A 12,773-nucleotide genomic window follows, 5' to 3' on the forward strand; every position below is an offset into this window, starting at 1 on the left:
CCATCAATATTTATTAGTTTTTAGCTTCTGTTCCCTTGATATCATCTAATAAACTTTGATTGCCATTTATTGGTTTTACATTAGCATATCTAAATAATTGTAAAAATATATCATGCGCTATTGGTGCTGCTACTTGACCACCATAGTACTCGCCACCAGCTGGGTCATTGATGATTACAAGCACTGTGAATTGAGGGTCTTCCACTGGTCCAAAACCACAAAATGAAGCGATATAATGTCCTGGCAAATATCCACCATTTACCATATCAATTTTTTGTGCTGTACCTGTTTTACCAGCAATATGATAACCTTCAATACTTGCTTTAGAACCACCACCTGTGGAAACTACTTGTTCTAATACAGATTTCAAAGTCTTATCCACATCAGAGTCAATACAACGGCGAACTTCTTCGCGTTCCATTTGCTGATATACTGTGCCATCAGCATTATAAATAGCCTTCACAATATGAGGTTTTAACAATACACCATCATTTGCTATAGCAGACATAGCAGTGATCATCTGAAGTGGTGTTACCGCGATACTTTGCCCAATAGAAGAAGTCGCTACGTCAGAAGCAACCATATCTTTTGGATTGAATAAAATCCCAGATTCTTCACCTGGAAGCTCAATACCTGTACGTTCGCCAAAACCAAATTTACGAGCATAATTCATCAAGCGCTCGCCACCTAATTCCAAACCTAATTGAGCAAAACCTGTATTGATAGAATTTTTTACGACATCAAGGAATGTAACTGTACCAAAGCTATCGCCACTCCAGTTTTGAATAGTTCTACCTGAAACTTCAATAGTTCCTGGATCAACAAAAATATCTGTTGGTGATACTAATTTTTCCTGAAAACCAGCAGCCGCTACAATAGATTTAAATGTAGAGCCTGGTTCATAGATATCTGATACAGCTCTATTTTTCCAAACATTAGGATCGTATTTATGGAAATTATTTGGGTCATATGATGGTCGAGATGCCATAGCCAAGATATCGCCATTTTTCGGGTTCATTACTATAGCTGTTACTGATTCAGCACCATGATCCATCATCGCCTTATCCAAAGCTTTCTCAATGATAAATTGATACTGTGCATTGATAGTCAGCTGGATATTTTTACAATTAGCATCTACAGGTGAATTTTTCAAAAATACAGAGTCCATAATTGGCCTAGCCAAAGCATCTGTAAAAATAGAAGAAGTTTGTTCTTCACCTTTTATCATACCATCAAATTGTTGCTCAATACCATCTAAACCTTTATCATCTGTACCCACAAAACCGATTACATTGGCAGCTAACATATCATTTGGATAATATCTTTTACTTTCTTGAATAAAACCAAGACAAGCTACATATTCAGGCTTTTCCTTCATTAAATTTTTCAAAGCCTTCGTTTCTTCCGGTTCCATCTGTCTTTTTACCCAGACGAAACCACCACCTTGAGCGATATCATCTAAAATATCTTTTTCTGTAAGCCCTATCAAAGGAGCTACATCTCTTGCCGTTTGTTCTGGATCTTCTACATGATTAGGGTCAATATATAAAGAGCTAACCATTGTACTTATCGCTAGCTCTTTCATTTCCGCATCATAGATAGTACCACGAGGCACATGAAGCACAGATGACTCTTGAACTTGCGACTCCAAACGAGATAACATTTCATCTCCACGAACTATTTGCACCCAAGCATATCTAGCCATAACGCCAATAATAAAAACGAGCAATCCTATGAATAAATAAATTATATGCATTTGCACTTTATTTACTTTTTTTACTATCTTTTTATTTTGTCCACTATTTTTATCCATAATCTTCTTAGCCTAAAGACCTACGATAAAATACCTCACTTTCCTTAAACATAACTCTAATTATATCAAATTTTACTATAAAGATATATTTCTAACCTTGAATTATCTAAAAAATTATTTCATAGGCAAACAATCCATTTAATGATAAAATATTAATTGTATATAAGTATACATATTTACATTTACTAAAATCTATTGAGGTGAGTTTTATGAAAGTAATTAAAACAACTAATGCACCTGGTGCTGTAGGACCTTATTCCCAAGCTATCGAAATCGACAATCTTGTTTTCGCTTCTGGTCAAATCGCTTTAGACCCTGCTACTGGCGAAATGGCTGAAGGTATCGAAGCTCAAGCTCATCAAGCTTTAAAAAATGCTCAAGCAGTAATCAACGCTTCTGGCGCAAAATGGGAAAATGTAATCAAAACAACTGTATTCATTACAAATATTGATGATTTTGCTAAAGTAAATGAAATCTATGCCACTTACTTTACACAACCATATCCTGCTCGCTCCTGTGTAGAAGTAAGTAAATTACCAAAAGGTGCCTTGATTGAAATAGAAGTAATCGCTAAAAAATAAGCTTTAACTTAAAAATAGGAATGATACAAAAATATCATTCCTATTTTTTTATGCCAAATTATATTCTTTTATTAATTTAGCAAGTAACGCTCTACAAGCTTTATCTACATCTTCATAAGTTTCATCAAAATTATCTGTATACCATGGGTCTTTTACATCACGATTTTCACCGACAAAAGACATCATCTTATATACTTTATGCTCCGTATCTTCACCGATAATATAGCTTAGATTGTGTAAATTATTATTATCCATCACGATAATATAATCATACATATCATAATCTTGTTTTGTTATCTGCACAGCTTTTCGCTTGCTAAATGGAATATTCATTTCACGAAGTTTTGCTTTTGTACCATAGTGAGTATCACAGCCAATTTCTTCACGACTTGTGGCTGAAGAATTGATTATAAATTTATCAGCTAAACCCGCTTTTCGCACTAAATCCTTCATCACAAATTCAGCCATAGTTGAACGACAGATATTACCATGACATACAAACATTATCTTTATCAAAATATCTCATCTCCTTATAAGCTTTTATATTAAAACTATTTTATCATTTTAAAATTATTAAATAAAAGAAAAAGCTCTAGTAGGTAGCTAGAGCCTATTAATTATATTAATTAGAAAATTTTATCACTATAGTATACAAAAAATATAAATCTATTGTATGAAAATTCAATCAGATATTTCTTTTAAAAGTTGTTTCTCATCAAATTTTATTTTTAATAAATAAAAATCTTTTATTAAAGCTTTCATTTTCACAATAACATCATCATCATTTATACAATTTTTAAAATATCGAGAATAAATTTCTTCTATTCCACCATAAAAATATGAATTAAATATTTCTATATTCTCTTTCATTTCATTTGCTTTTTCTTCTGCATAATATCCATTTTTAAAAGAAAAAACTCTTTTTATTTTCTCTTCTTTAGATAAATTTAAACTATTATCTAGTAAAAGAACCATTTTTAAAATATTTAAACAGTATTCACTATTATTACTGAACATATCTGTAAATATACTTTGAGTTTCCCTTACACTAACATCTTTTTCACTTTTTAAATCAAAACACGCACCATATAATGCACATTGTAAATATACATCATATAATCTTCCAAAAACTTTTTTCTCTTTTAGTTCTTTCATATATTGTGCATGTTTTCCTTTTATAACAGTTTGTTCTTTAAACCAACATATTCTTTCCATAATTATTCCTCTATAAATTATTTAATTCAATCAATGATGTCTTTATTTCTGAATATTTTTCTAGCTTATATTTTCTTCCAATTCTTTTTTCTAAATAAGCTTCTGCATATTTATAATCCTTCTGCATAACAAACATAATCACTTGTTCTGCAACATCTGGTAAAACTTTTGAAATCTTCGCCGTATGACCTTCATCTGCATTTGAAAAAGGTGCATCCATTACTAACGGATAAGGCTCTGATGATAAATCTATAAAATCATCTCCTGCCTTACTAACTATTTTTTCTTTTGCTAAAGATACTAATCCGCCAATAAATGCAAAATTTTTAACCCTATCTAGTCCCTCTGATTTTCCTGTATCATATTCATTATCTAATACCTTAGTTATTAAATTCACTTTATATTTATCATCAATCTTAACTATTCTTTCGCCAGAATAAATTTGATTAAAAATATCATTTACCTTTTTTTCTAATCTTTCTTTTATTTCTTTTGCTTTTTCTTTTTGATTTTCTTCAATCCATTCTAATAAAGCTTCAGCATAATTTATATATCTATATATTTTTCTATTATGATCAGTTTTACTTATTAATTTTGATTGTTGTTTTTCTAATATTTCTTTACTTTTTTCACATTTCCCTTTATTTTCTTTTAATATATCTATCTTTTCTTGCAAATATCTTATTTTTGAACGACATTCATCCCTCTCAAATTCATATTTTCGCATATCATCTTTATCTCTTATTGTTTTACGTATTTCTTCTATCCTACATATCTTATCTTCAATATTTTTTTGTAACCTTAATCTATTTTCATACTTCTTTTCAAATTCTTCAATATTAGCATAAATATTTTTTTCTCTTATTTCTAATTCATATTTAAATTTTTTTATTTCATCATAAAGATTATCTCCTGAAATTTTTTGTATCTCTTTTAAAATATAATTATACTCTGATGAATCTTTTTTTACAGAATTACCACATATGCATATTCCTCTATCTAATATCTTTCTTAAGATATGTTCCGATAAACCAGATATTCTATCATCTTTTAAATTCAAAGTATTTATATAAGATAAGCTTTCTTTCATTAAAGGTTTTTCAAAGTATGCTTTTGTTAATCTATGAAAATAATTATATATTTCTGTTTTATTTTCTTCTAAATTCTTCTCATTATTTTTAATTTCATTTTCTAATCTTTTTTCATCTTCTTGCATTCTTTTTGTATCTGCATTAGCATGAATGATTTTATCTAATTCTTCCTTTCTATTCTCATATTTTTCTTTATTTTTTTTTGTTTCTTTTATCTGTTCATCAATATTTTGTAACTTTAATTCATTATCTTGAATTTTTTGTTCTATTTCAGCACTATCTTGTTCATTATCTGTATCTAATTCCTGCTGAAATTTACCTATAACAGAATCTCTTCTATTCTTCGTTCCTAAGTGTTCTATTGTTTTTGATAATGCCGATAAACCTAATAATCCTTTTACTGCTTCTGTAACATTTTCCTTATGGCTAATACTATTAACACGTTCTGTATCAAAAAAGAAATATGTAGATAAATCTTTTGGTAAAATATCATTTATCCATGTTTCCGGAGAATCATCTAATGACACTTGATTACCTGTTTCATTTTTATACCATACTTTTAAAGGAAACTCATTAACTAATACAGTTTTTCCATTAATCTTTTTATATTCTTGCTTTCTAATAATTCCATATTCAGTATTTTCATGTATAATAATAATTTCTACACTTACAATGTTTGTTGATCCATTAAGCATTTCTTCACTAAGCTCATAATTTAATAAAAATTTAGGATTATGATCAAAATTTACTGTTTTATAAAAACACCAACTAAATGCTTGTAATAATGTAGTTTTTCCGTATGTATTATCACCCAAAATAATAGTTACATTTTTTTGCGGATCATATGAAAAATTTATATTTATATCTCCTTTAAATTGTCTAAAATTTTTTAATTTAAGAGACTTTATTAACATATTATCACCTCATTCATTTACTATATCTATAATTGCTCGACGAATATATTCTATCATTTCATTTTTTGTTTTTTTTCTTGTTCTCAAATTTCTTTTTTCTTCAAACAAAACTTTTAATTTTAACTGATTTAATTTATTAATATCTACATCTTCCTTATTTTCAAATGACATTTTTATCTACCTCCTCTTCATTTAACCTAATATCATATGAAGCTAAAATATCATATATTAATTCATCATTAATGTATGGATTTTCTGAAAGATTATTAAAATCTTGCATACGAATAATTTCTCTTTTTACTAAACCTTTCACATTATTAACAATATCATTAGAGTATATATTTACTTCTTCTAATGATATTGGTAAGGTAATAAAATCATATATTTTAGCAAATTTTTTTCCTTTAAATTTTCTAAGTACTCTTCCTCTTCTTTGTATATATTCTTTAGGATTCGTACTACTAGCTAATATAAATGCCGTTTCAATACTAGGAATATTTACGCCTTCATCTAAACATCTAATAGCTACTAAAGCCTGAATAAAATCCCCATCTTCAAAAGCTTTTTTTATATTTTCTCTATCTTTTATTGTTTCTTTAGATGTAAACTGACATACTTTCATATCTAATGTATTACCTAATATATTAGTTACTGCATCAATTTGACGCACCTCTTCTGCATCTATAGTATTCTCGTCATAATCAAAATCATTTATGGTTGTCGCTCCACAATACACTAATATATGATTATTATTTTTATAATCTAACATTATTTTCTTTAATTCTATTAACTTATTCTTAGCTCCTGCAACCAATCTAGCTCTCTTTATTAATAACATTTTTTCATAATCACTTAACTTAATATATTTTTTATCTTTACTTCTATGTTGATTTATAGATGTTACTAATTTCTTTGTTAACTCAATATAACTAGATAATTCTGATTCGTCTAAAGTAATTACTATAGGATAATAATAATATGGTGTAAGCATATTATTATTAATAGCTTCTTTTAAAGTGTACTCAATACATTTTTTTCCAAAATAAGCATATAATCTTTCTGTTCCTTCTATATCACCATGTCTTTCTAATGTGGCAGACAGAGCTAATCTATATGGTATGTTATCAAGTAAAGCTCTATTTAAATTTTTAGCTCCAAAATTATGAGCTTCATCTATAACTAATAAAATATTTCCCTTTAAAGATTTTATTTGCTTTTGTAAAAAATTGCTAGAAAATGTTGCATTTGTTGTTACTATACAAAAAAAGTTTAAAAGATTTAAATTATAATTTTTTATAGAAATTTTAACATTATCTTTCCAATTTTTCTGTTGAGAAGCTGAATAACAAACAATAGGATTTACACCAAATTTTTTTATATCTACAACCCATTGCTCAACTAAATGTTGATAAGGACAAACTATTATAACAGCTATATTTCTATTAAGATTATTATATATATTTTCAATAGCTGCTAAAGCAGTATATGTTTTACCTGTTCCTGTTGCCATATCAAAAATACCACAGTAATTATTCAACTTCCAATTATTAATAGCTTCTTTTTGATAACTATATAACGAAATATCTTTTGGAATTTGTATATCTATTTTTTCATCTCTATTTACATCTTTTAAATTAATATATTCTTTATCATCTATTTTGAAATCTACTGTTTTTTTCTTATATTTTTCAATTATTAATTTAGAAAGCTTAGGAAACTCTACTACTTTAATATTTTGTTCATTATTATTCCAAATAGATGTAAAAGCTTTTTCTTTTAGAGTTACTCTTTCTACTTCACTTTGCTTCCAGTTACAAAAAACATCTATTGTTTCATAATTAGCAGACATTGCTGTTGCAGATTCATTCATAGAACCAGAAAAAACTACTTTATTTCCTTCAAAATCTTCTATAATACCCATTTTTTCATGATACATTCCAATAATACCATCTTTTTCCATATAAGCTATTTTTATATCTAAAATATTATCTGAAATTAAATGTGCTAATAAATTTAATCGTTCTAATGAATAATAATCTACCGGTTTAGTTGTTATTTGACGTAATAATGCATTTTCTATTATTTTATCTCTTTCATCATATCCTTTTTTTATAGCCATAACATCTTCATCTGATAAATGCGGAGAAGCAACAATACATATTTTTCCTCCATTTAATACCAAATTAGATATACCTTTTGATATTTCTATTAAAGCAGTCGATGAAAAAAATCCTACTGCTCTTCTATATATTTTAGCTTCACTTAATAAAGGAATATAAAATTCTGTGATTACATTATCAATTAAAGATCTATATTCTGTTTTTATTACACAATCTTTTAAACTCATTTTAACCACACTCTACATGTTATCTTCTATAACTTCTAAAGCTTTTTCCAGTTCTTCAAAATCTTTATCTGATGTAAAATAATTAACACTAAACCTTATAGTTCCAGATGGATAAGTATCCATAAATTGATGTGCTAAAGGAGCACAATGTAAACCTGTTCTAACAGCTATATTAAATTTATTAAAAATATTACTAGCACTATCACTACTAATTCCATCAATTAAACAAGATACAATTCCAACATATCCAGCTGATTCTCTATTTCCTATAATTTTTATAAACCAGAATTGCTCTAAAATCTCAATTAATCTTTTTCTTTTTTCTGTTTCTGTTTTAAATAATGTAGATATTCCTTTTTCGTCTATCCAACTTAATGCCGCATTTAATCCAGCTATTCCCAGGATATTTAATGTTCCAGCTTCAAAATGTTCTGGTAAATTATTTGGCATATCTTGATTAGCAGATTCAAATCCTGTTCCACCAAAAATAATAGTTGGTATTTGTATATCTGGATTCATAACAAATCCAGATATACCTGTTGGTCCATATAAAGTTTTATGCCCTGCAAATACAGCAAAATCAAAAATAGATAATCCTACATTACAATCTATTAAACCAGCTGTTTGTGCCATATCTACTAAAGTAATAGCATCATATAATTTAGCAAGTTCAAATATTTTTTCCACAGGTGCGATTAGCCCAAAAGAATTACTAGCATGACTAACAATAACAAAATCTGGTGCAATTTTATCAAATTGATATTTTATACGTATTAAATCATATTCCATATCTTTCGAAACATTTAATGTATGAACTTTTATAACATTTTTCTTTTCATAATAATTTAATACTCTAGTTACTGCATTGTGTTCAAATGGACTAATGTATATATTTTTAGCTCCATTTAAAATAACTCCTTGTATGATTAGATTTAATGATATCGTTGCCGTAGGTTCAAATATTACTTGCTTATTAGGACAATGCAACAAATTTTTTAATTTATTTCTAGTATCTATTATTAAATTATTAGCCTTTTGAGATAAACTATATTGACCTCTTCCAACACTAAATCCATAATTACGATAAAAATCATTCATAAAACTATATACTATTTCTGGTTTTGGATACGTTGTTGCTGCATTATCAAAATAAGCCATTATAAAACCTCCTAACAAAGTTCTTTTAAAACCTCTATTAAAACTTGTCTTTTTTCTTGCTCTGAAATAGATTGTCCCATAGAATCTATTTCTCCCCAAATGGAATTATATAACAATTTTCCTAAAGAACCATATTCTACTTTTTCAAATCTTTTTATAATATTATTTCCATCATTATCAATAAAAGTTAATTGATACGAGTTCACATCTCTACTATTTTTTTCTAAATTACATTCATCTTTAAATGTATATTCTTCAGCGGTCTTCTTATAAATCTCTAATTGTTCCTTAAAACGAGTAATAGTTTGATAATCCCAATCTTCAATTCTTAAATCTGTAGCAATTTTAGCTAATTTAGAAATACATTCTGTTTCATCATTTGTTACTTCCTTAAATAATTTCAAACATCGTTCTGTCCCATTTTTAAATAACTGCTCATATATTTTAGGATTAAGTGTCTCACACCAATCTTTTATAACTGATGTTAATGATATTTGTTTTATATATTTTTCATTATTTTTTAATATATATTTTTGTTTTACTATATAAATTAATTCATTCTTTAAATCTTCTAAAAGATTATCATAGTAGTTTTTTAAATTAATAACTTTATTAGCTAAATCTCTATTAATTTTATTTTCAAAGCCTAATATTAATGGCATCTTTTCAAATAATAATTCATAACTACCTACATTATATTTTAAAATTTTAATAAAAGAAATATATTGTTTATCTAGTCTTTTACCAGAAGGTAACTCTTTTAATTCTCTTGAATATTTAGGAAGATTTACATACCATCTCTTAATTGCAGATACAAGATAATCATAAGAATTATTATTTATCTCTTCTTTTACTATAAAAGAAGAAAATGCTTTAGACAAAATTTTTATAAATATTTCTTTATCTTCATTCCAATCAGCATATTGTAAATAAAATTCTTTTGGTTTGGCATTTATTTGTAATAAAGTATCTGCATTTATATTAACTTGTCCTTTTTGATTTGTAACAATCAAATACTTTTTATATTCATGAAAAACTATTGATATAAAAATAGGAATTAATCCTTTTCTTAATCCAATATGCATTTTATATGATATTAACTGTTCATATAAATATTCAAAAGAGGTTTTTCCATTATTTTTAACAAACAATATAAAATCAGAAATAACTTTTAACAAATTAGCTATGTTTTTATCTTTAGGAAACATATTAATTTTAACAATATTATTTTCTTTTACTAAGATATTTGTTCTAAGTAATGTACTACGCATTATAGATACTTCTTGTCCATTACCTGTTAGACCTAAATTTTCATCTAATTCATTATGAAGTAATGCTGCAATAACTTTATGCCTACTATTATTTGCAATAGATGTTAATTCATTTCTATTAATAGATTCATTATTTATTACAGGTGTTCTAAAATACAATTTATCGCATATACTTGACAATAATTCTGTTAAAGTTGCTTTTCTATTTATTTTTTGTTCTTTACCCAAATAAATATACTTAGCAGATAACCTTTCAGGATGTGTATATTCTAATATATAATCTATTAAAACATCCTTTAAATCTTCATAAATAATATCATATTCTTCAAATAAAACTTTATCATTTATTGCATTATCTTTTAATATAGATACAGCATTAAACTCTTTAACTACATTCGTTATATCATTAAAATTTTTCAATAATATAAATATACATCGTTGAGCATTTTTACTAGTAATAATTATTTTATCTTCAATTTGTTTAATATCATCATTATTATTTAGTATAATAGCATATATTACACCATCTGCCTCTATTAACTCACTTTTAATATTCCAATCTGTATCATTACTTATCTCACTAGAGTTGATAAATTCAAAAGAAAAAAATCTTACCATCTCTTTATCATCATTATATCGAGATGGATACATGTATTTATCAAAATTTATGTTATTTAACGTATCTTTTATTAAATTTTTATTAGTTTGTAAAGCTATTTTGTTTTTTATCTGTTCTTTTATATCTATTCCTGAAGATTTTTTTAATTGTAGATATTTATTACTTCTTTTTAAATAAATAACATATTCTTTTTCAATTAAATTATCTATAGCTAATTCTATATCTTTTTGATCATAATTTATTGAAAAAATATTCATTATCTCATCTTTTGTTGGTTTTAATTTTTCAAACTGCTCTAAAATATACATTAAAGAAATCGTTTTTATTATTTTACTTTCTAATGATAATTCATTTCCTATTTTATCTAAAATAATACCTGTTAAAATATATACATTATATGTTACCTCAGAATATATTTCTTTTTTTAATAATGGTTCAAAATAATCAAATATAACATCTGGAGTTATTACATCAAATCTTTCATCATTATATTTATCTAAAAATGATGGCAATGTTGAAATTCCATTTGATGAAAGGAATGTAAATAAAGTTCGTTCATTCTGAGCAATTCTTTCAGATAATCTAGGCAAAATAAACGTTGATACTGGATGTAAAGGATAAGAAGAATAAATTATTTTATTTATATCATTTTTCTCTATTTCAGAAAAAATTGCATGAAATTTATATTGATCTATTAAATTCTTAAAATATTTTTTATGTTCATCTTTAAAAATCTTCCATAATAATTGATCTTTTTTTATAACATTAGCTATAACTTCATAAGTTTGTGAAAAATTATTATTTAAATGGACATGTGTAAATCGTTCAGAAACACCTCGCCAACCATCAATCTTTTGTTTGGGTAGTTTATCTATATAATTAGATATTTCTTTATGTGAAATTAATATTAAATGTAATTGTTCTTCTCCACTTCTATTACATTTTTCTGCAAAATCTTGTAGCATTTTTGTATCACTTACAGATGCTTCCATTATATTGGCTTCTAAAAATTTACTAAATTCATCATAAACAACTATAATACCTGTATAACCTTTTTTCTTAATACCTTTTAATGCACTTTCATATAACTCAACCACATCAAAACCTAAAAAAGGATTAAATGTACTTCCCGCTGTTAAAGATGGATATATTTTCTCAAAATTTTCATATATACTAATATCAAAATTTTCAAGAGCCTCAATATATTTATTAATAGGCATATCTATCTTTTCTATAAATTCATTATAAGTAAATGAAAAATCTTTTTTCCATCTGTCAATAACACTAATAGCAGCTTTATAATTTGTTTCTGGCATTGCATCTAATAAATCATACTCAGACAAAGTTCTCTGTAAAGCTAACAAAAAAGCTTGTGGTATACTTGTATTACTGCCAGATATTATGACAGGTAATATTTTACTATTTGTATCATAATAATTTTTTATATATTTATATCTGTCAGAATTACTTTCTATCTCAGGTAATAATCTTTCAAATAAAGATATATCTTTCTTCATTAGTATTGATAAAATCATCAATACTATATGTGATTTACCTTTCCCATAAGCTCCTATTAAAACCCTTGCTCTATCAGTTGAAGTGTTTCTTGTACTTAATAAAATATCTTCTAATAAATCTAATGCAACTTTTGTTGGTATAAAATTTCTTAATTTATTATCATCATTTAAATCATATGCAATATTAACAGAATACTGAAATCCTGATGCAACCGATATCATTTTACTCATCTATAATTCTCCTAGT

General features: G+C 26.1%; 9 protein-coding genes. 1 reads left to right on the plus strand and 8 read right to left on the minus strand.

The window, feature by feature from the left end:
- Positions 1 to 13: 13 nt before the first annotated feature.
- Positions 14 to 1,813 (minus strand): peptidoglycan D,D-transpeptidase FtsI family protein, encoded by a 1,800-nt coding sequence (locus GXM21_RS12130; RefSeq protein ID WP_008539344.1) that lies wholly within the window; start codon positions 1,811 to 1,813, stop codon positions 14 to 16.
- A 209-nt stretch (positions 1,814 to 2,022) separates the two neighbouring features.
- Here GXM21_RS12130 and GXM21_RS12135 point away from each other — a divergent pair, with 209 nt between their 5' ends.
- On the plus strand, positions 2,023 to 2,394 hold the full coding sequence (locus tag GXM21_RS12135; protein WP_008539343.1) for a RidA family protein: 372 nt from the start codon (positions 2,023 to 2,025) through the stop codon (positions 2,392 to 2,394).
- A gap of 48 nt (positions 2,395 to 2,442) precedes the next feature.
- Here the strand turns inward: GXM21_RS12135 and GXM21_RS12140 are convergent, their stop codons facing one another.
- The 7 genes from GXM21_RS12140 to GXM21_RS12170 all read right to left on the minus strand — a co-directional run bounded on the left by GXM21_RS12140 (position 2,443) and on the right by GXM21_RS12170 (position 12,757).
- Positions 2,443 to 2,910 carry a low molecular weight protein-tyrosine-phosphatase gene (locus tag GXM21_RS12140; RefSeq protein WP_008539342.1) on the minus strand — a complete coding sequence of 156 codons (468 nt, stop codon included), beginning with the start codon at positions 2,908 to 2,910 and terminating at the stop codon, positions 2,443 to 2,445.
- Between the two features lie 165 nt (positions 2,911 to 3,075).
- Entirely contained in the window at positions 3,076 to 3,609 is a 534-nt protein-coding gene (locus GXM21_RS12145) for a hypothetical protein (protein ID WP_008539341.1), read from the minus strand.
- A 10-nt stretch (positions 3,610 to 3,619) separates the two neighbouring features.
- Entirely contained in the window at positions 3,620 to 5,614 is a 1,995-nt protein-coding gene (locus GXM21_RS12150; protein ID WP_008539340.1) for an AAA family ATPase, read from the minus strand.
- A gap of 9 nt (positions 5,615 to 5,623) precedes the next feature.
- Complete coding sequence (locus GXM21_RS12155; protein ID WP_008539338.1) at positions 5,624 to 5,785, minus strand: hypothetical protein; 162 nt, start codon at positions 5,783 to 5,785, stop codon at positions 5,624 to 5,626.
- Positions 5,775 to 7,961: a DEAD/DEAH box helicase family protein gene (locus tag GXM21_RS12160; protein WP_008539336.1), complete on the minus strand. Its 2,187-nt coding sequence runs from the start codon at positions 7,959 to 7,961 to the stop codon at positions 5,775 to 5,777. Before GXM21_RS12160 ends, GXM21_RS12155 begins: the two co-directional genes overlap by 11 nt.
- A 12-nt stretch (positions 7,962 to 7,973) precedes the next feature.
- A complete protein-coding gene (locus GXM21_RS12165; RefSeq protein ID WP_008539335.1) occupies positions 7,974 to 9,119 on the minus strand; it encodes an aminotransferase class V-fold PLP-dependent enzyme in 1,146 nt (381 codons plus the stop codon).
- A gap of 11 nt (positions 9,120 to 9,130) precedes the next feature.
- Positions 9,131 to 12,757, minus strand: coding sequence for a DUF6079 family protein (locus tag GXM21_RS12170; RefSeq protein WP_008539334.1), 3,627 nt, complete (start codon positions 12,755 to 12,757; stop codon positions 9,131 to 9,133).
- Positions 12,758 to 12,773 lie beyond the last annotated feature (16 nt).

Origin of the sequence: Megamonas funiformis (assembly GCF_010669225.1) — a bacterium.
Classification (GTDB): Bacteria; Bacillota; Negativicutes; order Selenomonadales; family Selenomonadaceae; genus Megamonas; species Megamonas funiformis.